The organism is uncultured Aquimonas sp. (genome assembly GCF_937888285.1).
Classification (GTDB): Bacteria; Pseudomonadota; Gammaproteobacteria; order Xanthomonadales; family Xanthomonadaceae; genus Aquimonas.
Genome location: NZ_CALART010000074.1, coordinates 25,419 through 46,946, shown reverse-complemented (window position 1 = coordinate 46,946; position 21,528 = coordinate 25,419). Strand labels below are relative to the sequence as shown.

Below are 21,528 nucleotides of genomic sequence, written 5' to 3'. Positions count from 1 at the left end.
CGCAAGTGAAAGGTGAACGAACGGCCCGGACGCGGCCGCCGAGACAAGGCGAAGAGGCGGCTCACGATTCGCGCCCCCTGCGACGCAGCGCTGCGCCAGCCGCTGCGAACAGGACGAGCAACAGCCACGCGAGCATCCAAGGCTGATCGATCGGAATCGGGCGCGGCCTGGGCAAGGGGGGCGGCAGAGCCGGCTGCCCGCGCAGCTCGACCCGGGCATCCGCCAGTTGCACTTCGACCTCATCGGCCGCAAGCAGACGCAGGTTGAGAGCCCCCGCCGGCCATTCGGCAGTCGAAGGACTCACCTGATACTGCAGGGACTCACCCGGCGTGAAGCTGTGCGTACGCACGTCCAAAGCCCGCTCAATGCCGCGCGAATCACGGGCCAGCACACGCAGTTGCACCGAAGGCTGCGGATGCGCGGCGTCGTTGTTGACCTGGATGCGGATCGGAAGCAGGGCACCGATGCTCAGATCCACAGGGGACTGCAGGGCGCCGCGCAGCACGAAGCCGCCTCGCCGCTCGACCTGTACTTCGGCCCAGGGGCCCGTGTTGCCTGCGACATCGGTAGAACGCACTTGCAAGCGATTGGCGCCGATGCGCAGTGGCACTCGATCGAATCGGAACTGGCCCTTGGCATCGGCCCGCAGGCTACGCTCCAAGCCGTTTGCACGCAGCAGCACTTCGGCCGCGCCTTCGGTATGGCCTAGAACAGGCGTTTCTTCGCTGCGGATCAAGGCCCCGGCTGCGGGCGCAACAATCGTCACCTCAGGTGGCTGCAGGTCGAGTTCGAACTCTAGGGTTCGAGTGCTGACGTTGCCGGCCGCGTCAGTGGCGCGCGCGACCAATTCGTATCGGCCGTGCGCTTCAACCCATTGCCCACTGGAGAACGCAGCGCCGTTGAGCTGCAGCCGCAGGTCGACGGGTGAGGCGTCGCTCGCGCTGACCTCGACCTGCACGCGCTCGCGATACAGGCCGCCCTCGGTTACGCCGGTGATCTGGAGCTTCGGCGGCGTGCGGTCGTGAATGACGCTGCGGCTCAGGATGGGTGTCCAGTTTTGCGCGGTGTCTTGCGCCCGGATCTCGATGCTCACTCGGCCCTCGTCGAGGGACTGCAGCGCGCCCTGCCAGAGCCCGTTTGAGGCCGACTGCAGTTTGATCCACTCGCCGCCGCCAACACGTGCCTGAACCCGCGCGACTTCGCTGTGCGCATCGCTGGCCTGGGCGCGAAGCTCGATGTCGCTTCGGTGGTAGCTGTCTGGCGCCGGATCCAGATAGGCCAGCTCAGGCGGCGTTCGGTCCACCACCGCGAGGCTGCGCTGGGCGAGGTCGACCCAAGCCCCATCGAGACGTGCCTGCAGGCGCAGGCTGACGAGACCCAGCTCGGACTGGACCGGCGGATCGAGTTCGCGCGATGCCACGCCATTCGCGGCCAGGGATGCGATCCAGACAAGTTCATGCGGCGACTGCCCCGGCCGCTCAATCAGCACCCGCATATCGAGCGAATCGCGCGCCTGCCCAAGGGTTTCACGCAGTTCGGCGCGAGCCGCCCAAGTTTGACCCACGGGAATCTCGGCGACGCCATCAAGCGCGCCCAGCAGGCCCTGCTGACCGGTGATGTCGACGCGCACGCTGCGGGCGACCTCGTTGCTGGGGCGGCCCAGCATGTCGACTGCGCGCAGGGTGAGGGTGTTGAGCCCGGCGTTCAGGCCCACATCGTCGACTCTGAAGCCTCCCGTAGCATCGGCCTGAACCTCGTGCTGGGACAGCGGCCCCTGCGCGGAGACTCGGGCATTCGGCTTGGTCAGGCCCAGCACGGAGACGCGATTGCTGGGGAGGATGACTCCCTCATCGGGCGAGAGCACCTGCAAGCTCACGGGTTCGAGATCGACCTCGAACTCGATCTGACGCTCGCTGAACTGTTCCAGCTGATCCGTCGCACGCACGCTCAGGCGATAGCGACCACTCTGATCGATCAGGCTGCCCGGCACGTAGAGCTGGTCGTTCAGCGTAACCACGAGCGAGCCGGGATGGGCATCGACCATGCGCACCTGCGGTCGCGCAGGCTCGCCATACAGGCCTTGGTCGGCCACCGCTTCGATGACGATCTCGGGCGGGGTGCTGTCGACGACGATGTTCACCGGTGCCGCAGTCGCGAGGTTGCCGCTGCGATCGAGCGCGCGCGCCTCGAGGGTATGGGCGCCGTCCGGCAAGGCCAGGCTGGCGCCGAACAGAGGCGGTGCGCCAGGCGTCATCGATGTCCATGCTCCCGGGGCGCTGCGATAGCTGACCTGATCCAACGCGTCGTCGTCGCTGGCTTCCACCTGCAGGGCCACCGGACTGGCCATCAAGGCGCCAGCCCCCGGCTGCAGCACCCGCACCTGGGGTGGCAATCGATCAACCAGATTCAGGCCAGCACTGGCGAGCACCGTCTGCTCGGCGCCGTCATCAAATACCAGCTGCAGGCCGATCACGCCGAGCGGCCACAACGCCGTCGGCAAGCTCTCGGACCAGGTCTGCTGCGCGCCAGCCAGCAGTTCAATGGGCCGCCGGCTCTCGGCCAGCACGTCACCACCGGCGGATTGCGCACGCAGTAGGGCATGACCCGCCACTGCAGCGGCCGTCTGGTTGTGGACCGTCATCTGCAGTGCCAGCGCTTCGCCTCGCGGCAGTTCGGCGACGGGGACGTCCAACTGCCCGACCAGTTCGCCACCCAACTGCAGACGCGTGACCTGCACGCTGACGCGCGGCGAGCGATTGCCTGCGCGATCACTGGCTTCGGCTTCGATGCGATTCAAGCCGACCTGCAAGGGCACGGCCGTGAGTAGCACCCTGCCCTGCGCGTTGGCCTGCGCTGTGGCCTGCCAGCTGCCCACGCTCAGCTCAACATGCGCGTCGGCTTCTGTCTGAAGCTCGACCGTGGTCTCGGGCGTTGAGAGCTGAGTGCCCTGCAGCGGCGCGAGGAACTCGATCGTCGGGGCCGTGAAGTCGAGCACGAAACTCAGCTCGCGCTGCGCGCGGTTGCCGGCCGCATCGACAGCTCGGACTTCCAGCCGATGCGCGCCCTCGGCGCTCACCATGGCCCCGGATTCGATCAAGACACTGTTGTCGAAGCCCCGCACTTCGGCCAGATGCGGATCCTGCGCGCTGAACAGCGGGTGCACCGGCGCGGCGTAGTGCTCGCCGTCGGCCACGCCCTGGATGTCGATCACCGGCGGCGAATTGTCGACAAGCACGATGCGCGGCGGCATCTGCCAGCGGTTACCCCAGATGTCCTGCGCGCGCAGGGCCAGCTGATGCTCACCGTCAGGCAAGGCGCCCAGCACGCTGGAGTAGCGCTCGCCGGCACCCGGCAAAGCCCGCCAAGGCGCTCCGTTGAGGCTGTACTCGGCGAAGTCCACGCGCGAGTGGCGATCGCGAATGGCCGCTTCGAAGTAGACCGGTGTACGCACGGGCTGGCCCGTCGCGGGCACCAGAAGTTCACCGCTGGGCGGCTCGACATCGTTACTTTGCAGGCCGAGTTGAGCCAACGCGCGCCAGCCATGATCGGTCTCGGTCTCGAGCACAGCGGCATACTGCGCGGGACGCTGTGGCAACGCCGAGAGATCGAGCTCGAAGTTCAGGATCTGGGCCGGGCTCAAGCTTACGTTGCGCTGGTCGGAGACGATGGTCTGCGGATCCGCTGCACCCTGCACCCGCACGCGGATGGGGCGTTCGCTCAGCGTCGCGCTGCCGCGATTGCCGACGCGGTAGTTCAGCTGTGCCGGTTGGCCGAGCGCAATGCTTGCAGCGGGCGCGAGCGTGAGTTCGCCAAACAGATCAGGCAAGGCCGCGTCAGGCAGCAAACGCAGAGACTGGAACAACTCGCGATCCATTCCCGGCGCGCTGAAGCTGAGCCTCAGGCGAACTTCGCCCGGGCTCTCTCCTGCGGTCGCCCACGACAGACTGCGCCGCAGCCGGTAGCCGGCGCCGAGCGCGCCGGTGCTGCCGCTCCACAGGCTCTGAACACTGCCGTCGGCGCGCTCGAGGCTGAGCTCCAGGCGCCCGCCCTCGACCATGGCGTTCGCGTGGCTGACGTTCAGTCCAATCGCGACGCCCAGGTTCTGGCCCAAGGGAAGTTCGAGACTCGCAGCCTGCAGGCTGAGCGCGATGTCGAGCGAGGCCTGCAGGCTGAGATCAAGAGACTGCTCGGCACGAGCGGTGCCAGCGGTGTCGAGCAGGCGCGCATGCAGGCGATAGCTGCCCGCCAGCAGGCCCTGTGCCGGCACCCAGGTCCACGGCCGCGACCACGGCGTCAGCGAACTCAAGGGACCGGTCTCGTATCCCGGCAGGGCGAGCACCAAGTCGCCTCCGGCATCCGCAATCCAGAGTTCAAGGCGACCCGTGAAGTCGCGCGCCACCGAGACCCCGATGCTGCCCTCGAAAGGCTGGCCCGGGGGACGTTCAGAGGCGTTGGCGCTGAGATTGAGCTGGGGTTCCGCATCAGGATGGATGCGCAGGTCCGCTTGAGCGAGGTTGTTGGCCTCGCTCAACTCGACGATGCGGCCTTCCGAGTCAAGCTCGACCTGAACTCGGTACTGGCCGCTCTGCAACAAGCCCAACGGCAGACTGAGCAGCGCCTGCTCCTGCGGCCCAAGGCTCGCACGCCGCACCTGACTCGTATTTCGACCTTGCGGGTCAGTCATGCTGATGCGAACGTCGAAATCCCAGGCGTGGTTGAAGCCCACGTTGCGCACTTCGATCAACAGCGAATGCGGCTGACCGGCCACGCCCGGGCTGGGCAGGAGTCGAATGTCGGCCGCGGCCACCGCCAGATCGGGCAACTGGGCGATGCTGCTGTCGAAGTTCAGATCCAGCTGGGCGGAGGGCGCGCTGCGTACGCCGGCCTCGTTGGCGGCAATCGCGACGATCTCGTTCAGTCCGGGCGCGGCCGACAGCTCGGCGCCACACCAGGCACCTGCCGTACGAACGATCTGCACCAAGGACGAAGCTGAGGGCGCTACCACCGCCAACGTGCCCGTGCGGGACTGCAGCAGGCGATCCGCGGGTTCGCCATCGTCCAAGGCAACGACTTCAATGGGCTGACTCTGATCGAAGGCATAGCGCAAGAGCGAGCGCTCGGCGAGCACCCACACGCCCTGGCCATCCGCGCTTGGGACGAAGTCGTCTACAGGCCCGGCAATGCTGAGGACCCGCCGAGCGCTGCCAGCATCCACATACCAGAAGTCATGGCCTGTGGAAGCGAGAGCCCACACAAGTACGCCAGAGCCCAGCGGCGATGCCCGCAGGGCCACAGCATCACCATCGATCGATACCCACTCGGCCGAAGCGGCGCCGACCTGCCAGTACAGGACCCGGCCCGTTTCGCTGACTGCGAAAGTCGAAGCGCTGCGAGCATCGACCACAAGCTCCGTCAGTGCTTCAGCGGTCGGTGTCTCGATCCGCTGCGGGTCAGCGCCCTCGCTTTCGATCCACCACAGACCCGCCTGGCCCATTCGCGAACCGTAGACCAGCCAGGCGCCCTCGCGCCCGATCTGCGCAACCAGACCGACCCGGTCCAAACCGAAGTCAAGCGCAACCTGGCCGGCTTCTTGGCTCCAGACACTCCAGCGCTGACCGTCGCCGTAGCGACCCTGGAACTCTCGGGCATCCGCGCCGTAGCGAAGTTCGCCTGCCATCCAGACCCCCAGGGGGCGGACCTGGCCCGTCTGCAGATCGCGCTCGTTCACTGCACCCGTTTGATCAAGCCAGGCCATCCGCCGCGCGTCAGGGCTGAAGGCGATATCGGCGGGTAGCCCACCACTCGCGCGGAAGGTTGACGCCATTCGCGTGCTTGCCTCCGCAACGGAGCCAGACCGCTCTTCGCCATTGACCCGCAACTCGATCCGACGCCCAGGCTCAGCCACGCCGCAGACGCGATAGCGCGGCTGCAGAACGTCGAGCTGGGCTGGCGCGAGCGCAGGCCAAGTGATGCTTGGCGCTGCTGGCGTGCGCAAGTCGCGTACCCAGGCTTCAAAGGGCGAACTCAGCGCACTGAGATTGCCCGACGCATCCTCCGCCTGAACGCGGTAGTAGAGCCGCATGCCGTAGCTCAAACCGGTGTGCAGCCAGGGTGAGGCCTGCGGCCGGGCGATTTCGCGGAAGGGCTCCGCCGGGTCGTCGGCACGTGTGCTGGCGAACAGGCGATAGCGAGATGGCGTCGAGCCCTCAGCCGCGCGCCAGTGCAGTTCAAGCGCGGGAGCGTCGAGCTGTGAGCGAGCCTCAGTAACCGTGGGTGCAGCGGGCAGAGCGCCCGACACCTCGATCACCACTTCGTTCGAGGGCAAAGACAGGTTGCCCGCCTGGTCTTCGACCACGATCACATAGCGATGCGGGCCGTTCGGAAGATTCGGGTCGCGGTACTGTCGCTCGCCACCGGCATCGACTTCTGTGATCAGGCGATCTCCACGCAGGAGGCGATAGCGGCGAAGGTCGGCTGCGTCGGAAGCCGTCCACGACAACACTGCGTCGCGACCTTCTCGAACACCACCCAAGACGACCGCAGCGGGCGGCACGACGTCGCCGATCTCAGCGATCCACTCCGAAGACGGCGCCCCCTCGAAGCCGAGTGGGCTGACCGCGGAAACCGTGTAGCGGTGGCGACCGTCAGCGGGGCGCTCACTCCATTCGCCGAGGCTGACCAGGCTGCGGCTGAGCACACGCGCTTCGGCCAAGGCATGGGCTCGACCCGGCCATTGCCCACGCAAGGGCGCAAACATCAGCGCCTGGGTCGGATAGGCCGTCGCAAAGGAAATCTGATAGCTGGGGCCCGATTGATTGCGGACTTCGGCAAGCCGATTCCAGCGTTCGTCATACCAACCGTAGACATCGAAGTCGCGCGCCGAGTGATCGGCATCGCGCCATACCAGCTCGATGCCGCCCACCAGCTGCGGCGACTCCCAGCGCAACTCAAGGCGCCGACTGAGACGATCGCTGAGCGCGGCGGGTTGCTCGCTCCAGGTGGTGCTGGGCAGGCCGTCGGTCACCTCGGGCACTGCGATACCGTTGGACCACGCACTGACATGCTGAGCCAGTTCTACATCGCTCTGCACCGCCGCCCCGTTGCGATAGACACGGTATCCCGCTGCACCAGACACCGACTGCCACTGCAGAGACACTTCATCTGCGCTCACCTGCCCCTGCAGCGCCTGTGGGCTACCCGGCATTTGTCCGCGCGTCACCGGCACGTGCGTGCGAAGGCTGCGATGGCCAATGGTGTCGAGCACGGCGGCACTCACAACATTGCGCCCAGACAGTAGAGGCGCCTGCACCGAAATGACGCGGTCGACGCTCACCGATGCACCGGGTAGTTCAACTGTTTCGCCCTCGACCTGCCGCCAAAGCTGGATCTCACCCACGCGGGGGCTGGTGCCCTTCAATTCGGCCTCTGCCTCCGCGGTCGGCGTGTGCGGAAGCGGGTGCAGATCGATGGAGAAGACGTCTGCCTCGGATTCCTCGGAGGGCTCGGAGCGGTTTCCTGATGCGTCTGAAGCCAGCACCCTATAGCGGTACGTACCGATGGACCGGCCTAGATCCGTAGTCGCCAGGCTCGGGGCGTTCACGCTTTCGATCTCGATCCAGCCGCTCTCGGCGCCGAATCGTTCAACGTGATACTGAGCAAGATCGTCAGCAGTAGACGCCAACCAGGACAAGCGCACTTCGTTGCCATCGGCAAGGGCACGCAAACCCGAGGGCGCGGGCGGCGGAGTGACGTCATCGTGACGCACGTGTACTACCGGCGGCTGAGGATCGCTCAGCCCGCCTTGATCCGTGGCTACGGCGCGCAGTTCGTAATCGCCGAGCGGCCGCCCGGTCGGATTGAACACCTGGCGCCAGGGCGGCGTGCGCACCGCCTCGCCCAGTGGCGACCAATCCGACTGCCCCTCGCCACGCACGTAGAACGCGATTTGCGCTACATCGCGGTGCTCGGTTTGGGCCAGAACCTCAATCGGCTGATCGAACACCAAGCCGTCCTCAGGCCGCACCAACTCGGCACTGGGAGGCCCGCGGTCAAGTAGCTGAGTGAAGGGTGCCGAGGGTGGGCTCAGGTTACCCGCCGAATCAATGGCATACACACGGTAGACGTGCTCACCATCCGGGACGCTGGGGTCGAGATAGTGATCCTGGGCCAGCGCGAGCGGACGCAGGTCCGCAGGCAAGGTGGCACCTCCCGTCAGAAGACGGCCATTGCGGTACAGCAGGTAGCCGAGAAGGTCGGGCTCGGGATTGGGCAACCAGCGCAGCTCAAGATCGGCGCCTTGCAGTTCGCCCATAAGCCCCTGCGGCGCTGAAGGCGGCAGGTTGTCCACTTTAATAACGTTCGTGACTTCGCCGACATTGCCGCTGCGATCCCAAGCGCGCAGGCGTAGCCGAACACGGGCGCCCTCAGGCACTTCGCGACTGTCCCACAGACCCAGCTGGCCCGCGCGCACGGGCACGGAGCTTTCTCGCAGAACCTGCAATGCGCTGCCGGCCTCGTCAAACAGCGCCAGCTCATAGCGCTCGAAATCTTCAGCGCTGGAAGCGGTGCCGCGGATCACCTGCTGACCACGTACGCGCTCTCCGTCCGCCGGCTGCACAACCGCGACCTCAGGCGGCGTGCGATCGACGCGCAGATGCGCCTGATTGCTCGGGACGCTTTCATTGCCCACTGCATCGATCGCCGTTACCCGATAGGCCCAGAGGCCTTCAGGCAAATCGAGATCAAGGTACTGACGCGCCGACACTGGCTCTGCGGTGATCCGTTCTTCGAAGTCGCCGCCGCTGCGGTAAACGTGGAAGCCCGCGAGATCCGGCGCGTCGCCGCCACGCCATGCCAGACGCGCGTTGCGGCCAGCTTCCAGGCTGGCACTGAGGTCCACCGGCACCGGAGGTGCTTCAGCATCTATCAGCCACCTTCGTTCGACGCGGCTCATCCAGCCGGCACGATCCTGCACTTCCAGTCGGAACAGGCGCTCGCCCTGTGGCAAGCCCTGAACACTCGACAGGTTGGCGGCGTCGATTGCTTGATCACCCTGCGAAAGGCGGGACCATTCGCTGCGTGCGGCCTGCTCGGGCGTCGCCGTCAGGAGCTGCCAGGATTCAAAATGGGTGTCCGTCGCGGTCACGGTGAGGACGAGATCCGCGGTGACAACCTCGCCTTCGTCCGGGGAGTGGATGAGGGCGACCGGCGGCGTTCCGTCGACAGCGACCGGAACCTCCAGCTGTGCTTCATTACCGGCACGATCGCGCGCCGTCAGATGCAGGCGATATGCGCCATCGGGCACCTCAGCCGTCCAGGCCGAATCGAACTCGGCCACCGTCTGCTGGGGTAGGTCCAGCAGCACTTGGCGCTCCTGAGGATTGGATTCGGAAACCAACTCCAGCAGCACCGACCCGTGGTTGGCATCCTGCGCTCGGCCCTGCAACCGATGTTGTCGCCCCTCGCCTCGCGCCAGCACGCTTTCAGCTTCGGGCGAAGTCAAGCTGATCTCGGGCGGTGTGCAGTCGAGGGTGAATTCAGCCTCGGCTTCGCTCCGATTGCCTGCGCCATCCAGGGCCACGGCATTGAGGCGATAGCTGCCTTCTACGAGCTGAGCAAAACCGCCAAAGGCATAGCTTCCGTCAACCGTGCCGTTCAGGGTACGAACGACCGCACCGGTGGCTGCAAGCAGTTCCGCCTGGAACTCGGCGAGCAGCGGATCGGACACCATCAGCTCGGGCGGCAACTCGCAGGCAAGCACGGCAGGCAGCTCGGGGGACCAGGCGAGCGCTGGCGGCTGGCGATCGACCACGAAGTCCAGTTCAGCCTCATGAGGCTCGCCGCCGAGTTCGGCATCGCGCGCGCGGATGTGCAGCCGGTAATCGCCGTCGGCGACTGCGCTGGCATCGATGTTGCCGCCCCAAGGCAGGCTGAAGGCGCCTGCATTGATCGATTGCGACTCTGCCAGCCGTTCAAGCAGCTGTCCGCTCGAAGTCAATAGATCGATATCGACCAGCGCGGCGCGAGCCAGCAGCAGACGCAGCTCAAGCGAGTCGAGGCGACCATCGCCATTCGGCGAGATCAGGCTGCGCGACAGTCGGGCAGAGGTCAGCACATCCGGGCGCGGCAAGATGCGTATAGCTCGGACGAGCTCGGACCCATTACCGACTCGATCGCGAGCGCTCAGCTGAATCCAGACGGGTCCGACGATCCCTTGCGTCTGCAGCACGCCCAGGGCGCGCGGCGTTGGCACATTGCCACGGCCCTCTGCCAATTGCTGCCAGGGCCCTTGAGCACCTGCGCTTGAGAAGGCGAGCTCCCAAGTACCTGGATCAGCATCCTGCACCGTACCCACGGCTTGCACCGACGCAAGTCGCAGCTCGGCGTTCTCGACGGGCGATGTCAACTGCAGCGCAGGCGGCGTTGCGTCAACGCGGACGAAGTAGTCAACCTCGCGCTCGTGCCCGCACTCGTCGCGGGCGTGCAGGCGCATTCCATACACGGCGTCGGCAGCGACCTGGCCCTGCAGTCGCGCATCCCACTCGATATCGAAGTCGCCGATGGGCTGCGCACCCTCGCGCAGCGTAGCGAGGGCGGGGCCATCAATCTGGTAGCGCGGGTTCGCAGCGCTACCCAGAGCGCGCACTGCGAAGATTTCTGCGCGCAGACTTACCGGTTCACGCGCGCGGAAAGACCAATGGACCATGCGAACTTCGGGGTCACCCTGCGGCGAGATGACCGGGGCCTGGCTGCCGATAGACTCTGGCAGGGGTTCGCGCCGCGAATCGACTTCTACACTGGCATCAATATGCACGGTCGTGGTGGCGCAGGATTGCGCGCCCGACCAGTCGAGGGCGCGCAGACGTAGGCTGACCGGGCCCTCCGGAACCGAGGGATCTGGCAACGCGAGCAATCGTCGGGAAAAGGAGGCAGACGTCAGCTCGCCCTTTCCAAGGGGCTCATCCAGCAGCGCGCATCCATCGGACGCACCCTTGCGCCCATTGCAGAGCACTTGGGTGAAGCGGGGTTCTGCGCTGGAAAGACTCGCTGCTTCGAGCGCGTAAAGCGCTCGGCTTTCCGTGTTGAGGAAGGCATCCACGCCCAGTCCTTGGCCTGCGATGGAGCACACTCGCGTACCGGTGGCGGGGAAGGAGAAGCCCAGCTCGGGCCGGGTTCGATCAATCGGAAAATGCTCGTTCGCAACAAATGAACGGCCCCGATCGTCCTCGACTTGGAGCCGCAAACGCCCCTCCACGCCGGGCAATCCGTCTGTTTCAACGCGATAGCCTTCCAGGCTAACGCCTTCAGCCGCGCCAGAAGCGATGACGACGGGGGTAAGCTGACGCGGATCAAGTAGCTCAAGCCGGAAACTGCGAGCGCGCGAATTGAGCACGGGCCGTACGCGAATCGCCGCCGATGGGTCAGAGCCGCAGACGGCGCGTGTATCCGGCCAGACTTTGATCGCGCTCGCCAGATCTGACGGACCAAAGGGGTCGGTTGGATTGCCATTGCCGTCTTCTGGTGTCCTGAACTCGAAGCGCATCGCATTCGATACCCGAACGCCCTCCGGATCACGCTGCCGCACGCGCAGTGCCACGAGCTCGTCCGCTCCCACATCGCTCAAGTCGACTTCGACCTGGAACAGTCCACCGCCAAGAGATAGAGGCAAGACCTCCGTTTGAGTCTGCCAAATGACGGGCGCTGATATTGGATCGGCATGGCCAGCAGTGCGCGCAATATCAAGTGAAACGGGCTTGGGAAGTTCTTGATGCGCCATGAAGAACACCGGCACCGCGCTCTCCTGCGGTAGCATGGGCGGGGTCCGAGGCACTTCACGCATTGTTGCAGCCTGAAACGGTGGCTGTTGCCAGCTCTCAGCCGAGGGCCTGCCAAGGACCCCTGCACCGACAATTGCCAGCACGGGCGAGATGGGTGGCATTTCGCGGTACAGACGATTGCCCGCCTGATCCTCGAGCAGCCATCGGTATTGGCCCGAGAACAGCTCGATCCAGCGCAAGGAAGCCCCTGCCTGCGCTACGACATAGTCGGCCGAATGATCCAACCATTGAGAAGAAGGCTCTCTCCTATGCTGCAGTTGCACACGGAGCTCAGAAGTGATGTCAATACGCCCCCGACGATCCTGAGCACCGCTAACCCGAGCCCCATGCCCTTCGCCAGGCTCAAGAATCGGCGGATATCCTGAAGTCAGGAATACCGAGTCCACCAACGGAAAGGTATTGTCGACAGCGACAGGAAAAGCGAATCCAGCCGTCAGTTCGAGCCGGTAAACGCCGTCGGGCACCGCGGCACCCTGCTCACTCTGGCCGCTCCATATCCACTGTTGATCGCCAAGGTCCGCCGCACCGAAGGTGCGGAAGTCAGCGAACACTGTGCGGCCGGAATCATCAAGTATCGCGAAGCCGATCTCGGTGGGACGCGACACCACGAAATCGACCTGCAGCCTGTCCTTCGAACCATCGCCATTCGGTGAGATGGCCCGATGGTCTGTGCGAGCGTTGCTGATCGGCGACGCAAACACCAGCTCGGCGGAAGCAAAGCTGTCCAAGCGATTGCCCGCTCGATCCACCACCCTCAGGCGGAAGACGTAGGCGCCTGACTGGGGCGGTGCCCAGGTCATGAACTCGTCACCGCGTACCTGTTCCCGCCTCGGTGGAACGAGACTCAGCCATTCTTCGGGCGACCCGACGCTTGCGTAGTCGATCTGGTAGTAGTCGAGGTTCGCGTCGGTCGCATATCCAGTGAAGGTCACCGAGCGGCCGTTGCTGGAGGCGCGCAAGTCGCTACGCAGTCGCTGAAGGCTGCTGATGACTTGCGTTGCACGTGGGACGCTGTCAGGCCCAGAGTCAGACAACAGCAGACGGCTCTCGTCGTGGATCGAAGCAAGAAGCTGCGCCGCACGCGCCCATGGGCGCCCGACGGCACCCTGAACGCTGATTCGAGCATCTTCTCGCAGGTGTGCGCCCGCGCGCTGGAAGAAGCGTGGCCATGCGGCAGGCAGCGATGCCGTGCCTTCGCTACCGGCAACGAGTAGGTAACGCTGCCGATCCTCTGGGGATAACAGCGGCCAAGCGGTTTGGCCCGCGATCCGGCGGATCTGTCCGGTGCCTAGCGAGAGTGCAAGGTAGTCAATAGCTCCCTCGCAAACGAAGCTGTATCCCGATCCAAGTTCGCTGCCCGCGTCACCCGGGTCGGCGTCGAGAAGCACGTCGCCAGATGAGAAGTACAACTCGCGCGCAGAGGGTTCGAACATATTGCGTTCGCCCTGCCCCCAGCGGGCAAGCTTCGGCCACTCCCGGAACAGGCGAGAGGGACACAGGGCGGTGAAGCCGAGCGGCTCGCCTCTGAGGACATGGTTGGGTGAGTTGCCCTGCAGCTCGCCGTATTCTCCAGCGATGGCAGGCCGGGGCACCGGTTGCTCGAGAAGTTTGGTTCCCTGCGGCGAGTACAGGCTCGCCAGCCCCGACGCATGATCCACCAGGAAGCCTTTTGCCTCAGACCCGATCCACTGGAAATGCGCCTGCGAGAAGCCGCGCTGAGAGTTGGGGTCTTTAGACCTCGCCAGACAACCGCCAGTGGGGTGACTCAGGAGATCTCGCGACTCGCCAGTCCGCAGGTTGAACCAACGAACCTCTTCCCCCTCCAGCCGCAGCGCGTGCCAGAACAGCACTGGCTCGGACTCGACCAGATGCACGCGTGCGAAGCAGTCAAGGTCATCTCGGTAGCTCAATTGAAGCTCGGTTGGGGTCAGCGAGCCATCGAACGGGAGGAATCTGGAAGGCAGAATCCCACCCTCGATCACGGCGTCCTTGCCCACAAGAACGCCAGATGCGTAGCCGCTGAGGAAACGTTCGTCGGTGTTGACCGAGAGGGTCTGAACAACCCCGCCGTCGAGGCCAACTCGCAGCATCACACCATAATTGCTCTGAAGCAGGACATGCCTTGGCCCGGCGGTTCCGACCAGGCGTTGGGAGTGCTGACCAGCGGGCAGATCAGCCACAAGGCGGGCTTGGTCCAAGGTGCCCGCATCCTGAACCCACAACTTTGCGCCCGCAGTGAAAAACAGCTCGCGCCCCTGCGTCGGCTCAATTAGGAGCGAAGTGACTTCGCCATTCCCGGCATGGCGCTCCAGCCAACGAGCGCTGAGTACCGACTCGACGCCGCCCATGTAGGCGTGAGTGCGGGCGATGCCGCGCTTCATTGCGGCAGCACTGTTTGCCGAACTGCCCCATGTGTACAGATAGTCCTCGACTGGCGAGCCCGCCACCGGCACCAGCCACTCGTTGATTGAGTTCGGCAAACGACGACTTACCACATCGCCCGACAGCACTGACGCGAGCGCCATAGGTTGATCGTTGTCGAGCACGACCCGGACCACGCCCAAGCTTCGTTCCGCTGCTCCAACGGCCACCACGACATACTCGCCGTCGGGGGCGATTTCGCCGCGTTGATCAAGTCCGTCCCAGACAAGCAGTTTTCTGCCACCGGGGAGGTCTTCAAAGGCTTCGATCCGGGCTATCAATCGGTCTTCAACGTTCCGCACATCCGCCCTGACCAGGGGGATCGACGCACCCGCCAAGACCACGAGGGCGCGGTCACGGACGCCATCGCCGTTCGGCGAAAAGTACGGGGTCAGCGCAAGAGCGCCTTCGATGTTGGCAGCAAGAGGCAGCTGAATCTCGTTGTTGCTGCGATCGCCATCCACCGCCGATTGCTCAGGATCGATCTGAAACAACAGAGACTCGGCGCCCTCGGCACGCGCAGTCCACTGCCAACTGGCTTCGAATCTCGCCCCTGGCGCAAGCGCAGGCACATCGAGGGCAGGAGAAACAGCGTGCAGCCCGCCTTGGTGGACCTCGAACAGATGCGTACGCAGAGGCTCTGAGGACTGTTCGCCGCGATTGCTCAGCGCAACTCGCAGGATGACCGGCATGCCCGGCAAGGGCTGCTCAGGCTGCATCAACACCGACTGTGCGCTTGCGCCAACGTCAGCCATGGCGCGCGCGATGGCGTCGACGATGCCAAAGTTGTTGGACTCGTCGAGCTCTGCAATGACGAGATCGCTGTCGGCCATGAGGAATAGCGAGACATCGCCACGTGCGGGGAACGACGGGATTTCAAGGACGACCGTCGTGTCGCTTCCGGGATCCAGCCCCAACACCGTGGTGGCGGCCAAGGGCTGACCGCCAGAGCGCGGGTCGCCAAGGAACAACGAAACTGCGAAGGGCCCTGTAGCAGCCGCCCCTTGATTGAGAAGTTGCGCGCTCACCTGAAGCGGCCGCCCCTGCAGCGGCTGCGCGGGTGTTGCTTCGGTGCTGCCTGGGACGACCACAAGATCGGCCCCTTCAGAGCGAATGGGCTCGACATCGAACTCGAAGCTGTTGTTGTCTCGCGCGATCTCGTCGATCTGCTGGTCCGGATCGATCATGATCTGCAGGCGCTGCGTACCCGCGTCCTGCGGACGCCAGACAAACTCAGTCTCAACTTCGGCGCCGGCTTCCGCCTGCAAGGGTCGACGTTGCAGCAGGACCCAGCCGTTGGCATCCAGGCGCCTGAGCTCGATGCTGGCCTGCCCGGAATGGCTGTTGCCGATATTGATCGAGTTGACTCGAACGCGCTGGTCCAGCCCCACACGCGGTACCACCGGATTGAGGTCGAGCGACTCGACCATGAGCGCCAGATCTATGCCCGGCGAGGCGGGCAATTGCAGGTGCAGGGCGTTGTTGCCTCGGTGGGAGTCTTCCGCCTCTTGCAGCGGATCGAGCACCAGTTCAAGGGCGTGCTCACCCGTCCGAGAGACATCGAAACCCAGAGAGTAGGCAATGCGGCCGTTGGCGGGCACATCGACGCGGGTTTCTGCGAGCGTCTGTCGTGATTGGATCAGCACCCGCTCCAGACGCAACAAAACCTGCTGCGCCGAAGCCGCACCAAAGTTGCGGACCTGTCCACTCAGGGTGATGCGATCGCCCAGACGCTGGAAGCGATCTGGATCGAATACATGCTCGCCCAGAACAAGGGCGGGGTCCGCGCCGCTACCTGGAGCCGCGAACTGGATGGAGAGGTCGGCCTGGTTATTGTCTTCGCTCACCTCAACCAGAGCGCTCTCAGGATCGAGTTGTAGCCGGAGACGTACAAGGGCCGGCCAGCTTCCGGTCTCAATGAGAGCCTCAACAGTCGCAGCCTCACCCGGAATCAGCGATGGCAGGGTGCGCGTAAGCAGTGGGTCAAAGGTGCCCGGCTGCGAACCTCTCTCTTGCGACCAGAGGTAACTCAACTCGGGCGTAGCAAGGCCACCCGCGTTTCGTACACGTGCCCGCAGCACGACAGGCTCTCCCGCACGGGGCGCTTCCGGCACAACTGAAACCGACACGACTTCGAGGTCAGGCTGCCCAAGTCGAGCAAGCGCAAGCCCCGCGACCGCCGTGGTGTAGACGCTGCCTTCCCAGTCGCCGTCACGACCCTGCCTGGATTCCAAGGCGGCTCGCAGTCGCAGCTTCAGACTTTCAGGCAGGCGAAGCTCGCCTGCGAGAACGAGCGCATCTGCCAGTTCACTGGTGCCTGCAGAGCGCGCCCCCTGCAGCGGCAGCTCCAGCAGATGTTCAAGCAGCCAAACGCGAGCCCGCTCAGCACCCTCATGACCTTCGGGCCAGTGCACCAACAGGGCGCGAGCAGCCAGCAGGCTGGACCGCAGTCGAGCCGCTCCGTTGCTGACCGAGGCAAAGCTGCCTTGCGTGGACTGATGCCCGACCAGGCTGCTCAGCAGAGCGGCCCTGGCACCGGCATCAAATAGAACCGAATCCGCATCCAAAGCCGCAGAAAGGGCCAGATCAAGGACACCGTCTGCCCATCCATCCACGATTGCGGGGGCTGGCCGCTGGGGCTCCGACGACGCATGGACACTGGCCCGGCGCAGACGGTCATCGGCGTTGATCTCCTCGGCCGCGCTGAGAAACTCGCGAACCTCCGCAGCGCCCGCCCACCCGGGATCCACCTGAAGGATGGTGCGCAACGCCGCCACGCTGTCGCGCACCGCTGTGCTAGGGCGGTCTGCAAAGCCGCCGGTGGGCTGTCGAATGGCTTTCAACCAGTTCAGAGCGGCTGCCACCGGATCGGCATGCCTTTGAGGCGGTGAGCCCGACAGCGCCTCGGGCGCGCCGATGCGGACTTCGCCCGGGCGATCACCGATGAAACGGAGGCTCGCACGCCCCTCGGTGATGGACTGGAAGTAGCTTTCGTAGCGCTGGGCGAAACGCTGTAGCTGAGCGAGCTTGGCCTCCTCGATGCTCTGACCTGGACGGACCAGCAGGACCAAGGCGGCAGTGAACTCGCGCTGCGATGCCGCCGCCGACGGCGTGCGCGCACCTTCCGCAGCAATCACTTGGGCAAGTGTGATCTGCTCGGCTGTCCCGACGGCACGCATACCAACCTGCGGAAGCTCGGCAGGATCGAGCCCGGTGTTACGCAACAGTCTAAGGGGTGGGACTTCCTCGGGAGCAGCCCAACCTGCCAGGTAAAGATCCCAGCGCGAGAATCGCTCCAGGGCCTCGGTCAACCGAAAGCTGCCGTCAGCATCCTGTCGCCAGGCCCCGCCGTACATCACGGAGGCATTGGTATCGGCAAGCAGACTCCAATGAGAACCGTCGCGCCCAAGCAGATCCGAGCTCAACTGCCCTTGCGAAGACTGGAAGCGGACCCCCACCCCCCACCGATGCATCAGCTCATGGCTAAGAGTATTCAGAAGTACGCGGTACGCAGGGTCTCGGGTGTTGAAGCGGTAGCGGCTGAGCGCCGCCATGTCGACATAACCCTGCAGGCGCCCAGGGCTACCGAACAGCAAACTGTGATCGAACAGCTGCTGGCCGATACCTTGCACTTCATTGCGTACCGCGCTGTAGAAGGCCAGCGCTTGGCCGGTAGCGAACTCGAAGTCGGTGAAGACGACGACGAAGTCGACGTCCTGACCGGTGGCTTCGAGAAGACTGGTCGCTAAAGCCGCGCGAGCTGCGGTCTGCCCCCTGTCGTAGTTACCCGCAAAGTCAGCGGTGTACACGGCTCCGGTGAGGCCAAGCACTCGAACCGGACCGACGGAAGACTTGCTCGCCAGTAGCGACGGCTGCACCGGCTCTACGCAGGACACGGGCGGCGCAACGGGAGAGAACGAAACGGGCGCGGATGACTGGGCCTGGGCGTACCCACCGCTGCCGATCGCCAAGAAAGTCAGCGCTCGAACGGCGAAGCGCCTTAGGTGCGCCCAAACGTGGCCGCCATGTCCATGCTGATGGGGTGCCACAGGCGGGTGCACTTCAGTCAGCATCGCCGCTGCCCCCCTCAGGCGATGCAGGCGGATACGCCGCATTCAACGAAGCTGCGAGCTCACGAAGGGTTAACTCCGCGTCGAGCTCTTGGCCACGCAACAGTCTCAGTCTGAGTGGTCGGCCGTCCGGGGACGCAAGCACGACCGTAGCCCCCTCTTCAGAGAGCGCATCAAGCCGGATTCGAGTGCCCGGCAGGTCCTTGCCGAGGGGGACAGGGTGATCACCGGAGTCCGAGCGAAACACCGCAAGAGGCGGCGTGAGCGAGAACTCGATGAAAGTCCAGCGCCCTGGCGGCGGGTCCCATTCGTGGGGGATCTGCGCGGATGCAGTGCTCAGACCGAATGTCAGGAGCAGGGAAAGCAAAACGACGCCCGAAACTCGGACGCGCAGAAAAGAGGCAGCCATGATTCCCCCGAGAACATCGAAAACCGCCCTAGCGAAAAAGCGGCTTCACAAGTGCAGAAAGTTGGGTGCGCACGTTAAGTGCGCAACCCAGTGAAGTCAATGTGAACCTTACGGCGTTGCTTCGAGCGCTGGTATAGGGGGATCGATCGGTATGGGGTAGGAGTCTTGCTCAAGCGGCTGTAGTCGAGCATCACAGCCACGCGCAGGCAAAGCCAGAGCAATCGGCGGGAAGCACGAGATTTCTGGCCGCGTGCGGCGGACTCAGGGTCTTCAGTCCGATTGGGATTGCGCCCAAGCAGCCAGCATCCGGGCCGAGAGAGCGCTCGTTGCAAAGGAATTCCGCGTTCGTCGCTCTGAACCAGCTTCGCCGACGCCGGCAGAGCAGCCGCTGATCGCTCGACAACGGCCTGCTCGCGCCTCACCGCTGAGGCACTCCAGTCAAGTCATCATCCCAACGCCGCCCGACAGGTGAAGAACCCATTCACCGTCAACCGCCCCTGCTCTGGATCAGCGCTTAACAGCTCCGGCCGCGCGATGTCGCCGCTGTGGAAGAGGTCGCCACGATAGACGATCAGGCGGTTGAAGCGCGGCGGCACGGTGGCGATGTGCTCGAACCAGGGGTTGCATTCGCGCATATAGCCTTGCGCAATGCCGGGATAGCGGGCGTTGAAGTCTTCAGGCGCGAGGCGGGCGGAATCCTGCACCAGGGCCTCGATCTCCGGCATGGGGCGGCGCGGGCGGTAGAAGCTGGTGCCGCCAAGCTCAGGGCGATCGAACAGGTAGAGCACGCTGGCCGCGACCACGGTGCCGGGCTCGCTGCTCAGGCGGTCGCGGTGACAGAAGCGCTGGCAGGGCGCCAGCGTTTCCGGCGTGCGGGTGACGAGGGCGAAGCGGCTGTGCGCACGCAGGGTGCGGCGGGCGCCGAGTGCGGCGCGCGCGTGCTGGGCGAAGAAGTCGCAGAGGCGATCGGTGACCTCGGTGGCCAGCGGCAGCTCGGGGCCGGGGTAGGCATTCCAGGCGCCTTCGACGAAGCGCCCGCGGTGGGCGATCGCGGTGTCGATCCAGGCCCGAGGGTCGAGCAGCACGGCGTCGAAGACCAGGCATACGTGGCCGTCGTGCAGCGGAACGATATGGCGCGTGGGATTGGGGTTGAACATGCGGGGCTGCCGGGAGTGCGGGCCTGCGCGTCGGTGTCGCGCTGGAAGGTGGATGCCGAGAGCGTGGGGACAGGGGACGCGATGGCGAGAGTCGCGCGAGAAACAGGCAACAGCAAGTCGATAGTTCGATCGGAAGCGCGAGCAGCGTGAGCCAACAGCGAGCAGCGCGCATCAAGCAGCAATCGGTAGAGGGCGCGACACACTCGGCGAATTGCGGGTGACGGGTAGCGGGTAGCGGGCAGCGGGCAGCGGGCAGCGGGGCAAGGATGCACGCCATGGTGGGCCAGAGCCTGAGGTCTCCCCACGAATTTCCGGTCGTTCTCGGCCATCCCGGGCTATCTTTCGGCCAAAACGAAACGTGCATGACGCGGTTTTTTCCTCGGGGTACCACGCCTGAGGACCGCGCCATGCACGCTTCGACGATCTTACGCTGCTGTATCGGTGAGATTCTGGACACCCTGCACGCGACCCGCTGCCGTCGATTGCTCGACGCAGTGGAAGCGCTGGTGGCAGGTCGCCGATTGACTCTGACCGAGTTGGCACGCCAGTGGCCGGGGGCCGAGCAGGTCCATGCGCCGCTCAAGGCGCTCGACCGGCTGCTGAGCAACAGCCATCTGCATGCCGAGTCCGAGGGTCTGCAACGCGCGATCACGGCGCGGCTGCTTCAAGGCATGCCGCGACCGGTGCTGCAGGTGGATTGGTCGCCTCTCAAGAAGGACGGGCGCTGGGCCCTGTTGCGGGCTTCGGTGGCGATGGGTGGGCGCGCGATGCCGGTGCACGAACAGGTATTCCCGCTGAAACGCATGAACCACCCTGCGGCGCAGAAGGAGTTCCTTCAGCAACTGGCAAGACAGCTGCCGACGAACAGCTCGCCCATCCTGGTAACTGATGCGGGCTTCCGCAGCGACTGGTTTCGGGCGGTGCAGGCGCACGGCTGGGACTACGTCGGACGATTGCGCAGCAACACGCACACCCGCCCGCTTGAGGTCGACGACTGGGCACCCTGCGGGACCCTTCATGCGTCCGCCACCGCGCAGCCCGCGGACCTGGGGCCACACCGAATCGTGAAGGGTCAGCCCATGACCAGCCGGCTGGTGCTCTATCGTGGCCGACGTACCGGGCGCGACAAGCTCACGCGCGCAGGCGTGCCCGAACAGGGCGGCATCTCCAAGAAGGCGCGGCTGGCCGCGCGTGAGCCGTGGCTGTTAGTCACCTCTCTGGGCGCGGAGACGCACTGCGCCGAGCGCATCGTCGCGATCTATCGCACGCGCATGCAGATCGAAGAAGCCTTCCGCGATCTGAAGAGCCATCGGTTCGGCGTCGGCTTCACTGACAGCTTGACCCGCAAGTCCAAGCGCGCAGGCGTGCTACTGCTGCTCAATCGCCTGGCCAGCTTTGCCGCATGGATGATGGCCAGCGCTGCCCGCAACACCCAAAGCGTGGATCCCCTGGCACGCCAGAAGTCGCACATGCATCGCTACTCGGCGTGGCGAAGGGGGATGGAGTGGTTGCGAATCAAGCGTTTACCCCAGGATATCCGCGCCGGTCTGCAGGCCGTACTGGACGAACTCCTCGACCGAAAACTAGGGCTTGCGCTGCTATGAAAAGTGGGGAGACCTCAGGCCAGAGCCCAC

3 protein-coding genes are annotated in these 21,528 nt (G+C 65.0%); 1 reads left to right on the top strand and 2 read right to left on the bottom strand.

Going from position 1 to position 21,528, the window contains the following annotated elements; translation table 11 throughout:
• Positions 1-61: 61 nt before the first annotated feature.
• Positions 62-18,067 (bottom strand): CARDB domain-containing protein, encoded by an 18,006-nt coding sequence (locus Q0654_RS14470; RefSeq protein WP_298854999.1) that lies wholly within the window; start codon positions 18,065-18,067, stop codon positions 62-64.
• A gap of 1,116 nt (positions 18,068-19,183) precedes the next feature.
• Positions 19,184-19,894: a DUF6445 family protein gene (locus Q0654_RS14465; RefSeq protein WP_298854997.1), complete on the bottom strand. Its 711-nt coding sequence runs from the start codon at positions 19,892-19,894 to the stop codon at positions 19,184-19,186.
• A 407-nt stretch (positions 19,895-20,301) separates the two neighbouring features.
• Between Q0654_RS14465 and Q0654_RS14460 the strand changes: the two genes are divergently transcribed.
• Complete coding sequence (locus Q0654_RS14460; protein ID WP_298854995.1) at positions 20,302-21,498, top strand: IS4 family transposase; 1,197 nt, start codon at positions 20,302-20,304, stop codon at positions 21,496-21,498.
• The last annotated feature ends 30 nt before the right edge of the window (positions 21,499-21,528 follow it).

What these genes read in the sequence shown, in the direction of transcription:
- Q0654_RS14465 (WP_298854997.1), bottom strand. Translation starts at nt 19,894, where the DNA reads ATGTTCAACCCCAATCCCACGCGCCATATCGTTCCGCTGCACGACGGC.
- Q0654_RS14460 (WP_298854995.1), top strand. Translation starts at nt 20,302, where the DNA reads ATGCACGCTTCGACGATCTTACGCTGCTGTATCGGTGAGATTCTGGAC.